The sequence below is a fragment of the Stenotrophomonas sp. YJH_SMC_135 genome (assembly GCF_059372355.1).
This window is the reverse complement of record NZ_JCAFVN010000007.1, coordinates 14,251-35,715: the sequence shown is the minus strand read 5'-3', so window position 1 is coordinate 35,715 and position 21,465 is coordinate 14,251. Positions and strand designations below refer to the sequence as shown.

Genomic DNA, 21,465 nt, shown 5'->3' with positions numbered 1-21,465 from the left:
GTCGGCACCCCATCTCGGTAGATGCCGACCTTGGCCGGCACCCCATCTCGGTAGGTGCCGGCCGCTGGCCGGCACGCTCTTAGAAGCTGTACTTCGTGGTGAACTGCAACCGGGTGATGTCACCCTTGTTGCCGTTTTCCACTTCGCGACGGCCATACATCAGCTCGGCGCCGATATCGACCTTGGGCAGCGGCGAATAGAAGATGTTGCCGCGGATGCTCTGCACGCTCTTGGTCACCAGCGGGCCGAGGATGCTGTCGTTGTCGTAGTCGCTGCGCGCGTAGATCAGGTTGGTGCGCAGCTTCGGCGAGAACGCATGCCGCCAGCCCACGTAGCCGGCCAGCACGCCGGTCGGGTTGAGCTCGTCGCGGGCCACGTCATAGGCACTGTCGGCGGTGATGCCCAGGCCGATGTAGCGGGCGATGCCTTCGCCACCGGTCAGCTGGTAGTGCAGCGAGTCGCTGTCACCCATCACCCACTTGCCGCCCAGGGTCAGGCCGCCGGCCACCTTGTCGGCCTTCGCGCCGGTGGCCTGGTTGTCCACCTTCAACTGGCGGACGATGCCACCGACACCAAAGGTGCCCCAGTCGCCCTTCCAGCCATAACGCATGGTCAGGTCGGGCAGGCTGCCACGGTCGGAGTTGGCGCTGGCGTTGGTCCAGGCCCCGGTGACCGGGTTGCGGGTACCGGTGAGGGTGGTGGTTTCCGGGTTTTCCAGTGCGACGCTGAAGCCGCCCTGGGTGTAGCGCACCTGGGCCTGGCGCACGAAGATCACGCCGTCGGTGGGGCCGACGAAGTCGACCGCCTCCGGCAGCGCGGCCGCGTCCATGAAGTTGGACCAGGTCTGGCCGGCCATCCAGTTGTTCCAGTACATGTAGGCGTGGCGCAGGGTCACGCCATAGGTATTGGTGGCGGTCTGGTTGCCCAGCGAGTTGCCGAAGAAGTCCATCTCGAAGAACGCACCGGCCTTGTTGCCCGATTCGCTCACGTTGTCGATGCCCAGGTTGAAGCGCGAGAACTTGGCGTGGGCGTTGAAGTCGGTGCCCGAACGCTTGCCGCTGCCGCCGGCGCCTTCCACCGGGGTCTGGCCCGGCAGGTACAGCGAACGGCCGGGGGCGTCGTCGGCCAGCTGGCCATCGCTGGTCTGGGTGGCCAGGAAGTCGGCCTTGATGAAGCCACCGATCTTGACCGTGGTACCCGGCGCGGCGCCCGGGGTGATGGTGGTGACCTGGATCGGCTGCTTGCCCGCCGGCACCGAGGCGACCGGCTTCTGCCCGGCCTGCACCGTGCGCACTTCGGTCACCGCCTGCTGGGTCTGGCTGATCTGGGTCTGTTGTTGTTGCTGCGAAGACAGCAGCAGCTGGACCTGGCGTTCCAGTTCGGCAACGCGTGCTTCCAGTGCCTTCTCTTTGGCGGTCTCTGCGAACGCCATGCCCGGTGCGACCAGGGCGACCAACAGGCAGGCCGCCAAAGGTGTGCGCACGGCTTTCAACGTACGGTGGCTCATGTTGCCCTCTCTCCCAAGTGGCAAGGTGATGCCGCGCGTGGGGCACGGTCGAGCCGAGACTGCGGGGCGTTCGCGCACAGCGGCTATTGGCCATTGGTCGAACCCGGCCCTGCTGGGCGCTCACTTTCGACCATGGTCTAACCAGGGTGGTGACGCGGCCGGGGGTGAATGGGGCAAACTGAGGGGGATCGGTCGTTGCGATGCTGCGACCGCACATACAAAGTCAACGTGCAAGTGAGGGTGCCATGGCTGATATCTACCCCGTCGATCCGCAGTTCGCCGCCAAGGCACGCATCGACAAGACGTCGTACGAACAGCAGTACCAGGCCTCGGTGACCGACCCGGATGGTTTCTGGGGCAAGGCCGCCGAGCGCCTGCAATGGATGCGCAAGCCGACGAAGATCAAGAACGTCAGCTATGACCTGTCCGACTTCCACATCAAGTGGTTCGAAGATGGCGAGCTCAATGCCAGCGTGAACTGCCTGGATCGCCAGCTGGAAACGCGCGGCGACAAGACCGCCCTGCTGTTCGAGCCGGACGGCCCGGATGCACCGGCCCAGCACGTGACCTATCGCGAGCTGTACGAGCGCACCTGCCGCCTCGGCAACGCGCTGCGCAACCTCGGCGTCAAGAAGGGCGACCGGGTCACCATCTACCTGCCGATGATCGTCGACGCCGCGGTGGCCATGCTGGCCTGTGCGCGCATCGGTGCGATCCACTCGGTGGTGTTCGGTGGCTTCGCGCCGAATTCGATCGCCGACCGCGTCAGCGACTGCCAGAGCAAGCTGATCATCACCGCCGACGAGGGCCTGCGCGGTGGCCGCAGGATTCCGCTGAAGGCCAACGTTGATGCCGCGCTGAAGCTGCCGGGCACGAATACGGTTGAAACCGTGCTGGTGGTGCGCCACACCGGCGGCGCGGTGGACATGCAGGCCCCGCGCGACCGCTGGTTCCACGATGTGGTGGACAGCCAGCCGTCCACCTGCGAACCGGAACGCATGAACGCGGAAGACCCGCTGTTCATCCTCTACACCTCCGGTTCCACCGGCAAGCCCAAGGGCGTGCTGCACACCACCGGCGGTTACCTGCTGTACGCGGCCTACACCCATGAAGCGGTGTTCGACCTGCGCGAAGACGATATCTACTGGTGCACCGCCGATGTCGGCTGGGTCACCGGCCACAGCTACATCGTGTACGGGCCGCTGGCCAACGGCGCGACCTCGCTGATGTTCGAAGGCGTGCCGAACTACCCGGACACCTCGCGTTTCTGGAACGTCATCGACAAGCACAAGGTGACCATCTTCTACACCGCCCCGACCGCGATCCGTGCGCTGATGCGCGAAGGCGAGGAGCCGGTGAAGAAGACCTCGCGCGCGTCGCTGCGCCTGCTCGGCAGCGTCGGCGAGCCGATCAATCCGGAAGCCTGGCGCTGGTACTACGAAGTGGTCGGCGACAGCCGCTGCCCGATCGTCGATACCTGGTGGCAGACCGAGACCGGCGGCATCCTGATCTCGCCGCTGGCCGGCGCGATGGACCTCAAGCCGGGGTCGGCCACCCTGCCCTTCTTCGGCGTGCAGCCGGCGCTGGTCAATGCCGATGGCGAGATCCAGGACGGCCCGACCGAAGGCAACCTGATCATCCGTGATTCTTGGCCGGGCCAGATGCGCACGGTGTACGGCGACCACCAGCGCTTCATCGACACCTATTTCCGCACCTACCCGGGCAGCTACTTCACCGGCGACGGTTGCCGCCGCGACGAGGACGGCTACTACTGGATCACTGGTCGCGTCGACGACGTGATCAACGTGTCCGGCCACCGCATCGGCACCGCTGAAGTGGAAAGCGCGCTGGTCTCGCACCCCAAGGTGGCCGAAGCGGCCGTGGTCGGCTTCCCGCACGACGTGAAGGGCCAGGGCATCTACGCCTACGTGACGCTGGTGGCCGAAGAGGCGCCGAGCGACGAGCTGCAGAAGGAACTGGTCGCCTGGGTGCGCAAGGAGATCGGCCCGATCGCCACGCCGGACCACCTGCAGTGGGCGCCGGGCCTGCCGAAGACCCGCTCGGGCAAGATCATGCGCCGCATCCTGCGCAAGATCGCCGAGAACGCGCCGGACCAGCTCGGCGATACCTCGACCCTGGCCGACCCATCGGTGGTGGCCTCGCTGGTGGACGAGCGCAAGGTGCGCTGACGTACGACCGGGGTCGGATCCCTTTCCGCAAGGAAAGGGCTCTGACCCCATCTGCTTTCCCCCACGGTTCCCCCCGACCATGACCACCCTCCTGATTGCCGATGACCACCCGCTGTTCCGCGAAGCCCTGCGTGGGGCCGTGCAGCGGGTCATCCCCGGCGTGCAGCTGTTCGAGGCCGACAGCGTGGAAGCGCTGTATGCACTGGCCGACCAGCACAACGACGCCGACCTGGTCCTGATGGACCTCAACATGCCCGGTGCGCAGGGTTTCAACGCGCTGGTGCACATGCGCTCGCTGCACCCGCACCTGCCGGTGGTGGTGGTGTCCGCGCGCGAAGAAGCCACGGTGATGCGCCGCGCGCTCGACCACGGCGCGCTGGGCTTCATTCCGAAGTCTGCGGATTCGGACACCATCGGCCACGCACTGGGCACCATCCTCGATGGCGAGACCTGGGCGCCGCCGGAAGCGCACAACGTGCCGCCGACCGGCAGCGAAGAACGCGAAGTCGGCCAGCGCCTGCGTGAGCTGACCCCGCAGCAGTTCCGCGTGCTGCAGATGCTGGGCGCCGGGCGCTTGAACAAGCAGATCGCCTACGACCTCAACGTCTCCGAAGCGACGATCAAGGCCCACGTCACCGCCATCCTGCGCAAGCTGGGCGTGACCAACCGCACCCAGGCCGTGCTGATGGCCGGCAAGCTGGCCATCGACGACGACGCCATCGTGCTGCCGCCGGAAGAAGATTGAGGTAGTGCCGGCCGCTGGCCGGCAGTCAGCTGAAACGCCTTAAACCGCTCTGGTAGGTGCCAAGCTTGCTTGGCACGCTCTCGCCGTTGCGCATGCCGGCCAGCGGCCGGCACTACCAGGCACCGCTGCGCTCGCGATATAGCCATCGCTATACAAACCAGCCCTGCCTGCGCGTTTCGCTGGAAACGCGCCACGCGCGAATCGCGGTGCTAAGCTTCGCGTCCCCTTGGGGAGTAGCCGGATTCCTTCGCAGGAATCGTCCACGTCAACATACTCGGCCAGTGCGCCGTGGCGTGGACAACCATGATGGTTGGCGAGACCAGCGGCCCGCGCGCGCAACGTCAGGTTGGGCGCGAGCGCGAGCCGTGCGTCCGTCCTTGCCCGACCTCAGCAACTGTCCATGTCCCCCATTTCGATCCTCCTGATCGGCTTTGCCATGTCCACCGATGCCTTCGCTGCGGCGATCGGCAAGGGTGCGGCCATGCGCAAGCCGGTGTTCCGCGATGCACTGCGTGCCGGCATCATCTTCGGCGTCATCGAGGCGATCACGCCCATCATCGGCTGGCTGCTCGGTCGCGCCGCCCTGCAGTACGTGGAAGCTTTCGACCACTGGATCGCGTTCGGCCTGCTCGGTGCGCTGGGCATCCACATGATCTACAACGGCCTGCGCCCGGATAGTACCGAGGACGACGAGGACCCCTCGCATCACCACGGCTTCTGGAAGCTGGCGCTGACCGGTTTCGCCACCAGCATCGACGCGATGGCGGTGGGTATCGGCCTGGCCTTCATGGACGTCCATATCGGCGTGATGGCCGCGGTCATTGGCCTGTGCACGCTCTCCATGGTCACCGTCGGCATCATGCTCGGCCGTGTGCTGGGCAGCATGGTCGGCAAGCGTGCCGAGATCATCGGTGGCGTGATCCTGGTGATCATCGGCGCGATGATCCTGTACGAGCACCTGCACGGCGTGGGGTAACGCTTCCGCGATTACGTGGTTGCCGGCCAGCGGCCGGCACTACTGCGCATCGCGCAGCGCGCCCAGGAAGGCGCGCAGCGAGGCCGGCTTGATCGGCTTGGTCAGCACGCGGTAGCCGCGTTCGCGTGCCATCCGCTTCAGTTCGTCGCGGCCATCGGCGGTCAACAACGCACCCGGCAGCGGGTAACCGGCGGCTTCACGCAGCGCCACCAGCGCATCCAGGCCGTCCATGCGGTCGTGCAGGTGGTAGTCCACCAGCATCACCTGCGGCCGCTCGGCCACTTTCTCCAGCGCCTGATCCACCGTCGATGCCGTAATCACCTGCACCTGCCAGCGACCGAGCAGCGCGCGCATGCCGTCGAGGATCTCTTCGTCGTTGTCCACGCACAGCACGCGCAGGCCGGCCAGCGAATCGCTGCGCAGCGGCGCGGCTGCGGCCTGTACCGGCGCGGCCAGTTCGGTATAGCCCGGCAGCGGCGCCACCCGCGGCAGGATGATCGAGAACATCGAGCCCTTGCCAACCCGGCTGCGCGCATTGAGGCGATGGTCAAGCAGGCGCGAGATGCGCTGGCAGATCGACAGGCCCAGGCCCAACCCCTGTTCGCCCCAATCGAACGGCTGCTGGTAGCGGTGGAACTCGTCGAAGATCTGCCGCATGTGGTGCTCGGGAATGCCCGGGCCGGTATCCCATACCTGCAGCTCCACTTCGTTGCCACGCTGGCGCACCGCCAGCACGATGCGGCCCTGACGGGTGTAGCGCAGCGCATTGGCCAGGAAGTTCTGCAGCACGCGGCGCAGCAGGCGGCGATCACTGCGCACCCAGGCCGGACGCGTGAACAGGTCCAGGCGCAGGCCACGGCCGGCGGCGACCGGCGTGTACTGCGCGGCCAGTTCGCGCATCAGCGCGCTCACGTCGAACTCGCCGATCACCGGGTGCAGGCCACCGGCATCCAGCCGCGACACGTCCAGCAGGCCATCGAGCAGTTCTTCGGCGGCGCGCAGCGACGCATCCACGCGTTCGGCCAGATGCTTCTGCTCGTCGCTCACATGGTCGCTGTCGCGCAGCGCCGAAGCAAACAGCCGCGCGGCATTCAGCGGCTGCAGCACGTCATGGCTGATCGCCGCCAGGAAGCGGGTCTTCGACTGCTGCGCGACCTCGGCCTCGTGCGAGCGCTCGGCCACGCGCTGTTCCAGCGTCTCGTTGGCTTCCAGCAGTGCCTTCTCCGCGTGCTTGTAGTCGGTGATGTCGTTGTAGCTGGTCACGTAACCGCCGCCGGGCAGCGCCTGGCCGCGCATCTCGATCACCTTGCCGTCGCTGCGGGTGCGCTCGAACACGTGCGGTGAGCCGGCGCGCATGTAGCCGATGCGGCGGTTGATCTGCACTTCGATATCGCCCTCGCCCAGCTCGCCGCGCTCGGCGTTGTAGCGGATCAGGTCGGCCACCGGGCGGCCCACGTAGAGCATGCCGTCGGGGTAGCCGAACATGTCCTGGTAACGACGATTCCATGCGGTCAGGCGCATGTCCGGATCGACCACGCTGACCCCGGCGCTGATGTTCTCCAGCGTGGTCGACAGGATCTCGCGGTTGAAGCGCAGTTCCTGCCCGGCTTCGTCCAGCACCGCCACCACTTCGCCCAGGTCCATGCCCGAGCCACGCAGCAGGCTGGTCAGCAGCAGGCGCGCCGAGGCCGCACCAATCGACGCGGCCAGCAGGCGTTCGGTGAACTGCACCCACGGCCGGTCGGCCGGCGCCGAGGATTGCAGCTCGCGGCCCAGCGACTGTGCCTGCTCGAAGAACGAACGCCGCGCATGGCGCTCGCCGACCACGCGCGAGGCGAGTGCCAGCAGGTCGCCCACGTGCACATGACCGGGCCAGCCACCGGCCACCGACGGGCGCTCGGCATACGGGTCGAGGAACGGCGCGGCGCGCAGCCGCTCGTCCACACCGGGCCGCCAGCGTGCGGACACCAGCATCATCGTCGCCGCATTGACCAGCAGCGACCAGAACGTGCCATGGGTCAGCGGATCCCAGCCGGTCATGCCGAACAGCTGCTGCGGGCGCAGCCACTCGATGCCGAACGGGCCGTGCTGCACCCAGGCGGCATCGACCCAGCCGGCCATGGTCATCGCCGGCAACAGCAGGGTGTACAGCCAGGTGGCGAAGCCGAGCAGCATGCCCACCTCGACGCCACGCCGGCTGGCACCGCGCCAGTACAGGCCGCCGATCAGGCCGGGCGCGAACTGCGCCACCGCTGCGAACGCCATCAGGCCGTACGAGGCCAGGGTGCTGTCGTTGCTGCTGGTGCGGTAGTAGCTGTAGGCCATCAACGCCAGCAGCAGGATCGCCAGGCGGCGGATCCACAGCACGCGCGAGGCGACGTCGGCGGCCTCCTGGTGGTCACCGCTCCGACGCAGCAGCACCGGCATCACCAGGTCGTTGCTGACCATGGTGGCCAGTGCGATGGACGACACGATGACCATGCCGGTGGCCGCCGAAAAGCCGCCCACGTAGGCGATCAGCGCCAGCGCATTGCGGCCTTCGGCCAGCGGCAGGGCCAGCACCATCGAGTCGTCGGCGACGCTGCCGCCGGTGCCGAACAGGGTCACGCCGGCGGTGGCGATCGGCAGCACCATGCCCGAGATCAGCACCAGGTAGCCGCCGAACATCCAGCGCGCGCGGCGCACGTCGCGCACATCGCCGCACTCGACCACGGCCACGTGGAACTGGCGCGGCAGGCAGATGATGGCCAGGAAACTGAGCAGCGTCTGCGAGATGAAGCCCACCGGCGGCAGGCCGGTGAACAGCGTATGCACCGACTCGACCACCGCGTCGGTGCGGTTGCTCAGCCACAGGTAGGCGAACACGCCCACGGCCAGCATTGCCAGCAGCTTGATCACCGATTCGAAGGCGATGGCCAGCATCATGCCGTGGTGGTGTTCGGTGGCATCGACCTGGCGGGTACCGAACAGGGTGGCGAACAGCGCCATCAGCAGCGCCACGTACAGCGCGGGATCGGTGAAGAAGCCGGTCGGGCCGGTGTTGCCGGTCAGCACCTGCAGGCTCATCGCCACCGCTTTGTACTGCAGCGCCAGGTACGGAATGATGCCGATCAGCGCGATGATCGCCACCAGCGCCGCCAGCCGCCGGGAACGGCCGAAGCGCGAGGAGATGAAATCGGCGATGGAGACCACGTTCTGGCTGCGCGCGATCAGCGCCAGGCGCTCGATGATGCGCCAGCCGAACAGCAGCAGCAGCAGTGGGCCGATGTAGATGGGCAGGTAGCCCACGCCGTTGCGCACGGCGGTGCCGACCGCGCCGTAGAAGGTCCACGACGAGCAGTACACGGCCAGTGCCAGGCTGTAGACCACCGGCCGCAGCCACGGCCGGTCGGGGTACATCGGCCGACGGTCGCCCCACCACGCCACGCCGAACAGCAGCGCGGCATAGGCAACCGAGACCAGCAGCAGGATCCAGCTGGAGACCACGCGTGCGTTTCCGTCAGGACAGGGGTCAGTAGATCACGACCGCTGGTCGTGCGGGTAGGTCACGAGGAAGGACCGCAAGGGTGGGGCATGGCAGTAGGTCACGATCGTTGATCCGTCTGGTGGGTCACGACCGTTGGTCGTGACGGGGACATCCGTGCCCACTAACAGTGGGCACCTACCGGGAATCAATGGGCACCCACCAGGAAGCGGTGGGCGCCTGCCAGGTACCGGCGTTATTGGGCCGGCACGCCCATTTCCTTCAGCAGCTCGGGCGCCGGGTAGACCTTGGCCAGCAGCCAGCGCAGGTAGCGCATGTCCACGTGCACGGCGCGCTTGTAGCGCGGGTCGAACCACCAGCTGGCGCTGACCGACTCCCAGTTGCTGTCGAAGTTCAGGCCGATCAGTTCGCCCCTGGCGTTGAGCACCGGCGAGCCGGAGTTGCCGCCCGTGGTGTCCAGGTTGGTCAGGAAGTTGACCGTCTGGGTCTTCAGTGTCGGATCGGCGGTGCTGCCGAAGTCACCCTTGGCGATCGCTGCCAGCAACGGCTTGGGTGCATCGAACGGGTAGGCGTTGGTGTTCTTCTCGACGATGCCGGCCACGGTGGTCACCGGCGAGTAGGTCACGCCATCGCGCGGGTGCAGCGCCTCGACCTTGCCGTAGCTGATGCGCAGGGTGCGGTTGGCATCCGGATACACCGCGCGGCCCTGCTTGGCACGCCAGGCGAACAGCGCCTGCATGTACGCCGGGCGCAGGCGCAGCTGCTCGCCTTCGCGGGTCTTGCTCTCGTTCTCGATGCGCAGCTGCGCGGCCACCAGCGGACCGGCCACGCTGATCAGCGGATCGGCGGCCAGTGCCTTGCCTTCGCGTGCGGCGGCAAAGCGCGACAGGCGCTGCGCTTCCTCACCCAGCTGGGTACCGGCATACAGGATGTCCAGCGCCTTGGCCAGCTGCTGTGGGGTACGACCAAAGGCCGCGTCGAACTCGGCCACGCGCTGCGCGTCCGGCAGCTGCTGGTAGCGGGTCAGCAGGGTGGTCAGCAGGGCCTTCTCGACCTCCGGCGCGTAACGGCGCTGGACCTGCTTGAGCACCCCTTCGATCATCGCCTGGTCGCGCTGCTGGTAGCCGCTCTCGCGCTGCGCGTCCGGCTTGGCCGATTCGATGCGCAGGCGCTCCAGCAGCAGCGCCGAGCGCAGCAGCTGGCTCTGCGCGGCCATCTGCTCCAGCAGCAGGTCACGCTCGCCCACCGCCGCACCCTGCGACAGGTTGGCCAGCAGCGCCTTGATGTCACCCTGGTACCTGCGGTCGGTGGCAGCCAGCATGGCCGTCTCGTCGGCGGCACGCTGGGCCTTCGCATCGCTGCGCAGCAGGCCTTCCAGTTCGCCGGCGGCGCGCTTGCGGTTGTTCTTCAGCGACTGCAGCTGCGAGGCGTAGCGGGTACGCGCCTGCGCGTCCTTGGCGCTGGCGGCCTCGATGGTGTCGATCATCTGCTGGAACACCGATACGCGGCGCGGCAGCACGGTATCGATCTGGCCGGCGAATTCGGCCGCGGTGCGGTGGCGGTAGGTGATGCCCGGGTAACCGGCCAGCATCGCGTAATCGCCTTCCTTCGGGCCTTCCACCGACATCTGCAGGTGTGCCGGCGCCTGGTAGGGTACGTTGTCCTTGCTGTAGGCGGCCGGCTTGCCGTCCTTGCCCACGTAGGCGCGCAGCAGGGTGAAGTCGCCGGTGTGGCGGGGCCACATGAAGTTGTCGATCTCATCGCCGTAGTTGCCGATCGCACGCGGCGGCGCATACACCAGGCGCACGTCGCTCAGTTCCAGCTGGGCAATGCGGTAGAAATCGGTGCCGTAGTACATGTTGGCCACCGAGCAGCGCACGCTGCCGTCCTTCTCGCACTCGGCCACGATCTGCTTGCTGGCTGCATCCACGGCATCGAAGTAGGCACGGCCGGTCTTGCCACGGGCCTGCGCCAGCACCTGGTCGGTCACCTTGTCGAAGCCGACGGTGACCAGCACGCGGAAGTCCGGGTTGGCCGGGCGCTCGTCGGCACGGTCCCTGGCGATGAAGCCACCAGCGATCAGGTCGTGCTCGGGCGAGCTGTTGTACTGGATCACGCCCATCGCCACGTGGTGGTTGGTCAGCAGCAGGCCGTCGGCGGACACGAACGAACCGGTGCCACCACCGGCGCGCACCACGGCGCTCAGCGGCGGCGCGGTGACGTTGGCCAGGTCGGCCGGATTGCCCTTGAAGCCAGCGGCCTGCAGCGGTTGGGCCAGGTCCGGCAGCTGCGTCGGCATCCACATGCCTTCATCGGCGTGGGCGCCGGTGGCGAGGGTCAGGCCCAGGGCCAGGGCGGTGGGGAGGGCTTTGCGTGGTGACATGAGGCAATCCGGTACGACAGAACAGCCCGGGACCATAGCCCGTGGGGCGCTGTCGGGCAACGCCCGATAGTCAGGCCTGCGCCGCGCTCCTAGAATTGCCGTTTTCTGCACATCGGACGTTCGCAGATGATCGTCGGCATCGATCTTGGCACCACCCATTCCCTCATCGGCAGGCACACGGCAGCAGGGCCGCAGCTGTTCCCCAATGCCCATGGCGAGCTGTTGACCCCTTCGGTGGTCAGCCTCGTCGATGGTGCCGTACTGGTCGGCCAGCCGGCCCGTGACCGCCTGGTCAGCCATCCGCAGCAGACCGTGGCCCATTTCAAGCGCTGGATGGGCAGCGACCGTGAGACCCGGCTGGGTGAGCGCAGTTTCCGTCCCGAGGAGCTCTCGGCCATGGTGCTGCGCTCGCTGCTGGCCGACGCCGAAGCCGCCCTGGGCCACAAGGTGGAGGAAGCGGTGATCAGCGTGCCGGCCTACTTCTCCGACGCCCAGCGCAAGGCCACCCGGGCCGCCGGCGAACTGGCCGGCATCCGCGTCGAGCGCCTGATCAATGAACCCACGGCCGCTGCGCTGGCCTATGGTCTGCAGGAGCGTGACGGCGAAGGCCGCGTGCTGGTGCTGGACCTGGGCGGCGGCACCTTCGACGTCTCCATCCTGGAACTGTTCGATGGCGTGGTCGAAGTGCATGCCAGCGCCGGCGACAATTTCCTGGGCGGCGAGGATTTCCTGCAGGTACTCGTGCAGGCCTTCCACGCCGACCAGGGCACGTCCGCCAGCGACCTGTCCGCTGCCGAGCAGGCGCAGCTGCTGCGTCGGCTGGAACTGTTCAAGCGCGAACTCAGCCAGAGCGGCACTGCCAGCCTGCAGTTGCCCCTGGCCGGCAGCGAACGCCAGTGGCAGCTGGATGAAGCTCGCTACACCCAGCTCTGCGAGCCACTGCTGCTGCGCATGCGCGCGCCCATCGAGCGCGCGATCCGCGACGCCCGGCTCAAGCCCGAGGCGCTGGACGACATCATCCTGGTCGGCGGTGCGGTACGCATGCCGATGGTCAGCAGGCTTGCGACCCGCATGTTCGGCCGGCTGCCGCTGCGCCATGTCCATCCGGACCAGGCGATTGCCTTGGGTGCCGCCGTTGCAGCGGGATTGAAGGCGCGCGACGAATCGCTGCGCGAAGTCGTGCTGACCGATGTCTGCCCCTACACGCTTGGCACGCAGGTGTCCCGCCAGGATGCTGCCGGTGGCGAGCGCAGCGGCTATTTCCACCCGATCATCCAGCGCAACAGCGTGGTGCCGGTCAGCCGCGAGGATCGCTTCTACCCGCTGCACGAGCGGCAAAGTGCCATCCGCATCGACGTGTTCCAGGGCGAGAGCCCGACGGTGGATCGCAACATCAAGCTCGGTGAGCTGACCGTGCCGCTGACCCATTCTGTCCCGATGCAGGAACGCAGCGTCACCGCCCGCTTCACCTACGACGTGAACGGGCTGCTGCAGGTGGAAGTCACCGAGGATGCCACCGGCAGGCGCCACGAGCTCATCCTGGAACAGAATCCCGGGCTGCTGTCACCCGAAGAGACCCAGCAGCGCCTGCGCGCGCTGGAAGCGCTGAAGATCCACCCGCGTGACGCCCAGCCCAACCTCGCGGTGATCGCCCGCACCGAGCGCCTGTACGAGGAACGCATCCATCACCGTGAACAGTTGCAGTCGTGGCTGAGCAGCTTCCGCCATGTGCTGGAGAGCCAGGATGCCGTTGCCGTCGAGCGTCATCGCCGTCAGCTGGACGAGGCACTCGACGCCCTCGAGCGCGATGCATGAGCTGGGCACTGCACGTCCTGGAGCTGGACCAAACGGCTGACGAGCGCGCGGTCAAGCGCGCCTATGCAAAGCGCCTGCGGGTGACTCGACCCGACGAGGATCCGGTCGCCTTCCAGCACCTGCATGAGGCCTATCAGGCGGCATTGGACTGGGTCCGTCAGGAAGCGCTGGCCGATATCGCGGACGAAGACGAACCGGCGGAGCATGCAACCGACATCGCACCCTGGCCGCCCGACGCAGACGTGGCATGGGCGCCGCCCGAAACGCGTTCGTACTCGCCTCCATGGCCACCTCGCGGCACGCCTGTGCTGCTGCGCACGGCACCAGTGGCGGAACTGGAGGGAGCGGTCCACGTATCGGGCCATGCGCACACGATCCTGCGCATGGCCCATCTGTCTTCCCCTGAAGACTTCGGCCCCTGGCTGGAGGCCACGCCGGTGCTGTGGTCGCTGCGCTACAAGCCATTGGTGGGCGACGCGCTGCTGGATGAACTGGCACGCAGTCACAACAGCGTCAGCGCAGCCAACATGGGTCTGCTGGCACGCTGCTTTGGCTGGGATGATGTACACGACGGCGTGGACCCGGACAGGCTGGCATCGATCCAGTCGCGCGGTCATCGGCGCTGGGCTGCCGAATCCGGCAATGCGGCGGAGCTGTCGGCGCTGCTGGAGGAGGAGGGCAGCCTGCGGCTGGGGAGGGTCACCCTTGCGCGTTGCCTGCGCTACCTGTCGCAGCCATGGCACGCGCGACGATCCCTCTGGCAGGCGCAGCTGCCCGAGCACATCATTGAGGTCAACGCGCTGCTGGATGCGCTGGAGCGCGGCGGCCAGGAGCCATTGCCCGCCGCCTGGGATCGGCAGCAGGTGCAGTTCTGGCGCAGCCTTGCCGACGTTTCCCGTCCCAACCGCTGGCGTTGCCAGGTCAATGCGCTGCGGGGCGGCCTGTTGGCTGCCCTGACGCTCGCGATTGCCGGTGGCTCGACTCTCATGAGTCTTGCCCAGCGTGACCTGCGCACCGCCGCCGCGCTCGGCATAGGCGGCGTGCTGCTCGGGGTCCTGCTCGCCCTGGCCGGCGCTCTGTGGGTCCATGTCCGTTGGGCGCTGCGCCAGCTGACGCTGGATCTGCCCCCTTCGCGCTGGGGATGGCTACTGGCGTTGCCAGCGCCGCTGATCGCCCTCGCCAGCCTGATCCTGGTCCATGGCCTGGATCTGCGGCTGGAAGGTACGTTGCTGCTGTTCCCTGGCCTTGCTCTGGCGACGGCACGCTGGATCCGGCGCGAGGATGGCCGGGGATTCCGGCCGCGCAACCTGATTGGACCGGGCATCGGCATGTTCGTCCCCGAAGTGGGCTGCGCCCTGGTCCTGCTGCTATGGACCACCTGGTTCCTGCGTGACAGGTGCCGTCGCCTGTCGATCGACCTGCCTCCACCTGCTTCTGGAAACACCGTGTGAACCGGGCACTGGACGCTCTCGGGCTCGACGCCAGCGCCGACGAAAAGGCGATCAAGCGCGCCTACGCGCAGAGACTGCGCGCGGCACGCCCGGACGAAGACCCGGTGGCATTCCAGGCGCTGCACGAGGCTTACCAGCAGGCCCTGCTGTGGGCACGCAGCCGCACGCAATGGCAGGAGGAAAGCAGTGCAGAAGCGCTGTCGACGCCACCTGCAGACAACAGCCCACCCGGCCCACCGGCGCCGTACGACAGCCATTCGCCGATGGACCACATGCCGGTGCTGCATCATCCATGCACGCCCGACACCGACATGCCGGACGATGTGGTGGAGCCATCATTGAACCTGCCCCGGTTTGCGCGCCTGCTGATCAACACCGCCGGCGACGCCGACCCGGCCAGCTTCGAGCACTGGCTGGCCCATCGCCCGGAGCTGTGGTCATTGGCCGACAGGCCGCGTATCGGTGACGTGGTACTGCAGCAGCTGCTGCACCAGGGCCAGCCGCTGTGCGAGTCCAACTTCGATCTGCTGGGTCGATACTTCTGCTGGGATGAGATCCGGGCTGATATCGATCCCTACCGGGTCCGCGCACGGCGCAACCTGCTGCATCGCCGCTGGCAGCTGCAGCCGCGCAACCACACGGCCCTCACCGCAGCCCTGGACCAACCGCATGACCGGGTGTCCGTAACCGAGGCCCATGCCCGCATGGAACGCTTGACCCGACCGTGGCACTGGCTGCAATCGCTGCTGTCGGCCAGCGTGCCCGGGCGTGCTGGCATCATGCGGCAAACGATGCAGCGTCTGGGAGTGCATGGTGTCCGTGACACGCTGGCGCCACTGGACACGGATCAGGTCGCCTTCTGGATGGCGGTATCCCAACCCGGGCACTTCAATCTCATGAAGATGCAGGTGGCCATTGTCCGCTGCCTGCTGGGCGCTCTCGTCGTGCTGGCCGTTCTGGCGGCGCTGGCATTGCTCGGTGATGCCGCTCGCCCTATCGCGATCAGCACGTCCAGCATGAAACACGTGGCAATCCATGCCTCGGTGGTCATCGTGTCTGGCGTCCTCATGCTGACGCCTTTCGTTGGAGGCACCCCATCGCGGACGGCGTCCGCGCCAGCGCCCGTCGAGCCACCGTCGGCGCTTGATGGGCACGGCATGCTCACGCACGGGCCTCGTCCGCGCAGGCCAGCCCCCTGCTTCGCCGTTGTCAGCCAGACCGATCCCAACACAGAGGGTGGTTGAGGGGCAGCGGGTTACTTCTCCCGCCGCCAGTTGATCGACCCGCGGTTTTCCACGGTGCTCGACTCCACTTCCACGTCGAACCCGCGGCGCAGCAGGTACTTCAGCGTGATCACCGAACCGGCACCGACCAGCGACACGCCGTAGCCGACGTACAGCTTGGGCGAGATGTACTTGCCGACACCGATCACCGAGCCGCCCAGCGCGCGCGACTGGCTCACGCCGGCGTCGTCCAGGCCCAGCTTGGCGCCCAGCTGCGAAGCCAGCAGGCCGCTGCCCGCCGAGAGCGCCGCCGAGGCCGCGTTGACCTGCTGCGCCTGGTCGCTGCTGGCACCGGTCAGGCTGCGTCCCAGCACCAGATAGGCCAGTGCCTCGGACTGCGACATTGCCGGATCGGACCACACGTCCGCGCGCGGCTGCTGCGCACGCCCGGTCACGTCGATGCCGGCGGTGACATCACCGATCCGGCGCTCGGCGCGGATGTTGATGCGCGGGTCGGACACCGCGTTGTAGTTCCAGGTGAGGTTGCCGCGGGTGATGGTCAGGTCCTGCCCATACGCCTTGTAGCGGCCGCTCACTTCCAGGCCGCCATTGGCGGTCATTTCACGGCCGGGCTTGGCCCAGACCTGCATCTTGCCGGTCAGCGCGCCCTTCAGGCCGAACCCGGTCATCTTCACCTTGTCGCCGAGGCTGACCGTCAGGTCCATGTCCAGCGGCGAGGTGCGCGACTCTTCCGGATCGGCCGGGTCCAGCACCACCACGTCTTCGGACACCGAGGTGCCACGGTCCAGGCGCTCCAGGTCGATGTCGGCCTCGGGCACGTGCACGGTGCCACGCAGCTCCATCGCCGCCTTGGCCAACGTGAAGTCGAGGTTGGGGTTGGCGACGATGCGCAGCTCGCTGGTGTTGGACAGCAGCACGTTCTCGCCGTGGATCTTCAGCTGCAGCGGCTGTGCATCACCGAACCACGACAGGCCGCCGTCGACATACAGCGTGCCCTGGCCCGAGTTGGCCTGCGCGGTGATCTTGGCCGAACCGTCGGGCTGGGCCACGAAGCTGCCCTTGCCCTGGTCGAAGGTCAGGCCAAGCGCGGGGAATTCGCCCTTGAAGTTGCTCAGCTGCGCGTCGCCGCCCAGCGACGGCTGCCCGCGCGTACCGCGCAGGCTGACGTGGCCTTCGATCAGGCCGGTCGGGCGCACGATGTCCGGCGAGAACAGCTCCAGCCAGTACAGCCGCGACATGTTGAGGTAGAGCTCACCGTTCAGCGGTGCGCTGGCTTCCCAGCCGGTCTGCATCTTCGCGTCGACGAAGCCATTGCCCTGGAAGCCCATGCCCAGGTAGCCCTTGATGCTGGCCGGGGTCATGTCGAGCTTCAGCGAGAACTGGTCATAGCGCACCAGCTCGCCGCGGGTGGTATCGCCCACGGTGTTGCGGTTCTCGCCCAGGCGCACGCCGCCTTCCTTCGAGCGCACTTCCACATGGCCTTCCCAGGCCGCGCCGCGCGGGCGGATCTGCGCGTCCAGGCTGACGTCGCCGCGCAGGTAGATGCGGCGGCCGGACTGCGGCGGCAGCCACGGCTGCACCAGCGCCAGCGGCAGCGCGTCACTGCGCACCACCAGGCCTTCGCGCGGCCAGTTGGCCTGTGCGCACAGCGCACCGCTGCTGGCGGCGGCCAGGCAGGCTTCGGACAGGGTGTAGGTGCTGCCGTTGATCGCGAACGCCGCCGGTGCACGCAGCGACCACGCATCACCCTTCACCGGTGCGATGCGCAGCGAGGCCAGCTCGCCACGCCACTGCGCCCCCTGCTGGCGCACGCTGCCCTGCAGCTCGATCGCGCCCATCTCATTGCGGGTCTGCGCAGCCAGGCGCAGGTTGGACACACTGCCCTGCGCATCCACGTTCAAGCGCTCCAGCAGCATGCCGGCGTTGACCTGCTGGCCCTGCACCGCCAGCGTGCCGCTGTCGCCGCGCCACGGCAGGTGGCCCTTGATGCTCACGCTCTCGGCGCCGTAGCCCTCCCAGTTGAGGTTATTGCCGACCAGGTCGGCGGTGATGTCCGGCGCATCGCGCGGCCCCTTCACCTGCACCTGGCCGCGCAGGCCGCCGTCGGCGCCCGGCAGCAGGTCACTCAGCTGCAGCGGTTCGAAACGTGCATCGATGTCGAGGCGGTCGCCGACCTTGCCCGACGCGGTCACCCGGCTACTGCCCAGCGACAGCTTCAGGTCACCCTGGCCCTGCGCGCCCTGCAGCGCGAACTTGCCCTGTGCATCAAGGTTGCGCTGGCGCAGGATGCCCTTCAGCGACGGCAGGTCGACGGTGGCTTCCAGCGTGCCGGCCGTGCCCGGTGCGGCATTGGCCGGCGGCGGCAGCTGACGGCCCTTGGAGGCCAGGTTGCCGGACAGGCGGCCGTTCCAGCCCGGCACGAAATAGCCGGGGTCGAAGTCCTTCAGCGTGGCCTTGGCGTCCCAGTCCAGCTGCGGCGCCCAGGCCACCTGGCCTTCCACCTGCAGCTGCCCACCCGGCGTCTGCGCTTGCAGCTGGTGGATCGACGCGGCCTGGTCATTGCCGCGTACGTCGAACTGCAGCTGCGCCTTCTGCGCCTCGCGTTCGATCTCGGCACGGCCGATCGCCGCCCAGGCCTTCAGGGTACCGGCCAGGCCGAAGCGTGCTTCCTTCAGGGTGACCGGCACCGGTGCGCTGCCAGCCGTGTTCGGGTCGGGTGCCGGCACGTAGGTCAGATCGCGTGCGACCACCGAGAAATTGAGTTTCTGCTGATCGTCCTGGCTGAAGTCGGCGGTGCCTTCCAGCCGCGCTTCGCCACCGAGGCCCTTCACCAGCAGCGGTGAGACCTTCAGCACCTGGTCCTGCAGCGACACCACCGACGGTGCCAGTTCCAGCTCCTGGTCGCCCTGCTTCACCCTGCCGCGCAGGTTGGCATTGCCGCCCTTGCCGGCGGCGGTGAAGCCCAGCGACAACGGCGCAATCGCCGAGCTCGCCAATGCTGGCGACAACAGCGCCAGATCCAGCTCGTCGCTGCGGATGCTGGCGCTCCAGCTCGGGTCGGTGCGGCCATCGAACACCAGCATCGCGTGCAGCGGCTTCGGCGCGCGCCCGGCTACGGCCACTTCCATGTGCGACAGGTCGCCACGTGCGACCAGGCCCACCGTAGCGGCGGTGCGCCCACGCGGTGCTGGCAGCACCGCCGTCACCGTCACATCGGTGTCGTAGTCCTTGGCCGGAATGTAACGGCCCTGGGCGGTGAAGTTGCCCATGTCGCTGTCCACGACCAGCTTGTGCGCCTGGAACTCGCCATTGGCGATCTCGATGCCGCCGCGCACCCGGCTGATGTCGATCACCGGTTCGTTGGCCTGGCTGATGCGGAAGCCGTCGATGGCGATGGCATCGGCCTGGATCGCCAGCGGCATCTCGATCTGCGGCAGCGAATCCGGCCACGATGGCAGCTTGAACGGCTCGTCACTCTTGGCCAGGTTCAACGTCGCGTTGGTCAGCTCCAGCTTGTCCAGCAGCAGCTTGCGGCCCAGCAGCGGGCGCAGGTCCGGCTCCAGGTGCGCACGCTCGGCGTGGAAGTGGATGTCGTCGTAGCGGAAATCGACGTTGTACAGGGTCAGCGGACCGGCCACCGGGCCGTCCACCTTGTCCCAGGTGAAGCTGGCGCCCACCGGCAGCCGCGCCACCACCTGTGCCAGCAGCACATCGCGGCCGGCCACGGTCTGCAGCAGCCAGTACACCGCCAGCAACGCCAGCAGCACCAGGCCGATCACGCCCACGCCGGACCACGCCCAGAAGCGGCGGCGGCGGTAGAAACGCACGCGCGGCGGTGGCGTGCCGGGGCTCGGTGCGGGCGTGCTCACAGGTCCGCTCCGATGTTGAGGTAAAGCTGGAACTGCGAATCCGGGTTGTTCAGGCCATGCGCGATATCCACCCGCACCGGGCCCACCGGCGATTTCCAGCGCACGCCGAAGCCGACGCCGGTATGCAGGTCAATGGTGTTGTCGAAGGCGCTGCCGGTATCGACGAACACCGCCGCGCCCCACGGGCCGCCATTGAAGTAGTGCTCGTACTCGGCCGAGCCGATCACCAGGTTCTTGGCGCCCAGCGCGTATTTGTCGGGTTTGGGTGTGCGCGGGCCGACTTCGCGGTAGGCGTAACCGCGGATGCTGCGGTCACCGCCGGCGAAGTAGCGCAGGCTCGGCGGCATCGCCACCAGATCGCTGGTCCAGGTGGTGCCGCCTTCACCGCGCAGGATCAGGCGGTTGCTTTCACCCACCGGGATGTACCAGCGCAGCACGGCGTTGGCCTGCACGAAGCTGGTATCCGAGCCGGCGCCTTCCACGCCGGCACGCACCGTCGCCGCGCCGCTGATGCCCTTGCGCGGGAACATCTCGTCGTCGACGTTGACGTAGTCGGCAACCATCTGCGGGTACACCAGCGTCGAGGTGTTGTAGACGGCATCGGTGAATTCGGTGCCGGACGCGTAGCGCCAGCGCTCGCGCAGTGCGTTGATCGAGGCGATCGCGGTCCAGTGCTCGTTGATCTCGCCGCTGCGGCTGGCGATCAGCTTGAAGTTGCGCAGGTCGATGTAATCGGTCTGCTCGTCATACGCACTGGCGGCGAAGGTGTACCAGCCGTCGAGCCAGTTGAAGGCGGGGATGCGGTAACTGGTCACCAGACTCTTGCGCTTCTGCGCATAGTCCAGCTGCGTGTTCATCTTGTGGCCGCGGTTGTTCAGGAAGCGCCGCTCGATGCCACCGCGTACACCCGGGCCGCTCTCGCTGCCGTAGCTCAGGCCGGCGGTATAGATGGTGCGCTTGGCGCGCGTCAGCTTCACGTCCACCGGCACTTCGCCGTTCTCGTCGGCCTGGTCCGGGCGCGGCTGGATGTCGATCACGCTGAAGTAGTCCAGCTTGGTCAGCGACTCGCGCAGCCGGTCCAGCTTGCCCTCGTGGTAGTAGCTGCCCTGGTCCCAGTAGACCAGTGGATCGAACAGCTTGTCGACGAAGTAGTCCTGCTGGAAGCGCACCGGGCCCATGTTGTAGCGGCGGCCGCTGTCCCAGGTCAGGTCGATGTCGGCGGCGTTGTCGGCGCGGGTGATCTGCACCTGGCGCTGGGTGTAGTCGGCGTCGAAGTAGCCGCGCTCGGCCAAGCGCCGCGTGATGGTGATCTTGCTGGCTTCGTACTGGGTGTGCTCGAAGCGCTGGCCCTTGCGCGGCTTGAACGCGGCCAGGTCATCCTGTAGGTACTGGTCGTACATCGCCGGGCCGGTGATGTCGATGTGCTCGCGGCGCACGGTCACCGGGGTGCCCTTGTCGACATGGATCAGCACGCGCACGTGTTCGTCCTCGCGCGGTGCCTCGACCTTGATCACCGGGTTGTAGTACCCGAACGGTTCCAGTGCCTGGCGGGTCTGCCGCTCGGCCTGTGACAGCAGGTATTCCAGGCGCGATTCGCCCTGTTCCTTGCCGATCGTGTCGTACAGCGACAGCGATTCCTGGATGTTCTCGATGATTGCGGCGTCGTCGCCCTTGTCCAATCCCTTGATGTCCACCTTGTCGATGGTGCCGCGCGCGTGGACCACGGAAGTGGCGGCCAGCGACAGGACCATCAGCGGCAGGGCGTATTTCTTTGGCTGCATGCGGGACAGCATACCGACCGA

The 21,465-nt window shown here is 67.5% G+C and carries 11 protein-coding genes and 1 riboswitch; of the genes, 6 read left to right on the top strand and 5 right to left on the bottom strand.

From position 1 onward, the window contains the following. Nucleotides 1–79: 79 nt before the first annotated feature. Nucleotides 80–1,507, bottom strand: coding sequence for a DcaP family trimeric outer membrane transporter (locus tag AC5P98_RS19060; protein WP_049407660.1), 1,428 nt, complete (start codon nt 1,505–1,507; stop codon nt 80–82). A 245-nt stretch (nt 1,508–1,752) separates the two neighbouring features. Between AC5P98_RS19060 and acs the strand changes: the two genes are divergently transcribed. From acs to AC5P98_RS19045, 3 genes are all read left to right on the top strand, one after another. Then, entirely contained in the window at nt 1,753–3,696 is a 1,944-nt protein-coding gene (acs, locus tag AC5P98_RS19055) for an acetate--CoA ligase (RefSeq protein ID WP_049407658.1), read from the top strand. A 79-nt stretch (nt 3,697–3,775) separates the two neighbouring features. Further along, complete coding sequence (locus tag AC5P98_RS19050; protein ID WP_006477308.1) at nt 3,776–4,441, top strand: response regulator transcription factor; 666 nt, start codon at nt 3,776–3,778, stop codon at nt 4,439–4,441. Between the two features lie 222 nt (nt 4,442–4,663). Next, a riboswitch (yybP-ykoY riboswitch) is annotated at nt 4,664–4,753 on the top strand. 88 nt (nt 4,754–4,841) lie between these two features. Further along, nucleotides 4,842–5,417: a manganese efflux pump MntP gene (locus tag AC5P98_RS19045; RefSeq protein ID WP_049407655.1), complete on the top strand. Its 576-nt coding sequence runs from the start codon at nt 4,842–4,844 to the stop codon at nt 5,415–5,417. 39 nt (nt 5,418–5,456) lie between these two features. Here the strand turns inward: AC5P98_RS19045 and AC5P98_RS19040 are convergent, their stop codons facing one another. Both AC5P98_RS19040 and AC5P98_RS19035 read right to left on the bottom strand, forming a co-directional pair. Continuing rightward, complete coding sequence (locus AC5P98_RS19040; RefSeq protein ID WP_049407653.1) at nt 5,457–8,903, bottom strand: hybrid sensor histidine kinase/response regulator; 3,447 nt, start codon at nt 8,901–8,903, stop codon at nt 5,457–5,459. Nucleotides 8,904–9,136: 233 nt separating this feature from the next. Then, nucleotides 9,137–11,284, bottom strand: a complete 2,148-nt coding sequence (locus tag AC5P98_RS19035; RefSeq protein WP_495230155.1) for a S46 family peptidase — start codon at nt 11,282–11,284, stop codon at nt 9,137–9,139. A gap of 126 nt (nt 11,285–11,410) precedes the next feature. Here AC5P98_RS19035 and AC5P98_RS19030 point away from each other — a divergent pair, with 126 nt between their 5' ends. From AC5P98_RS19030 to AC5P98_RS19020, 3 genes are all read left to right on the top strand, one after another. Further along, entirely contained in the window at nt 11,411–13,099 is a 1,689-nt protein-coding gene (locus AC5P98_RS19030; protein WP_049407647.1) for a molecular chaperone HscC, read from the top strand. After that, complete coding sequence (locus AC5P98_RS19025; RefSeq protein WP_234413115.1) at nt 13,096–14,550, top strand: J domain-containing protein; 1,455 nt, start codon at nt 13,096–13,098, stop codon at nt 14,548–14,550. Before AC5P98_RS19030 ends, AC5P98_RS19025 begins: the two co-directional genes overlap by 4 nt. 272 nt (nt 14,551–14,822) lie before the next feature. Continuing rightward, nucleotides 14,823–15,794, top strand: a complete 972-nt coding sequence (locus AC5P98_RS19020) for a heat-shock protein (RefSeq protein WP_495230154.1) — start codon at nt 14,823–14,825, stop codon at nt 15,792–15,794. A gap of 11 nt (nt 15,795–15,805) precedes the next feature. On the opposite strand, the gene AC5P98_RS19015 is transcribed toward AC5P98_RS19020, so the two are convergent. Further along, nucleotides 15,806–19,663, bottom strand: a complete 3,858-nt coding sequence (locus tag AC5P98_RS19015) for a translocation/assembly module TamB domain-containing protein (protein WP_049419122.1) — start codon at nt 19,661–19,663, stop codon at nt 15,806–15,808. After that, on the bottom strand, nt 19,660–21,456 hold the full coding sequence (locus AC5P98_RS19010) for an autotransporter assembly complex protein TamA (protein ID WP_049407641.1): 1,797 nt from the start codon (nt 21,454–21,456) through the stop codon (nt 19,660–19,662). Before AC5P98_RS19010 ends, AC5P98_RS19015 begins: the two co-directional genes overlap by 4 nt. Nucleotides 21,457–21,465: the final 9 nt, after the last annotated feature.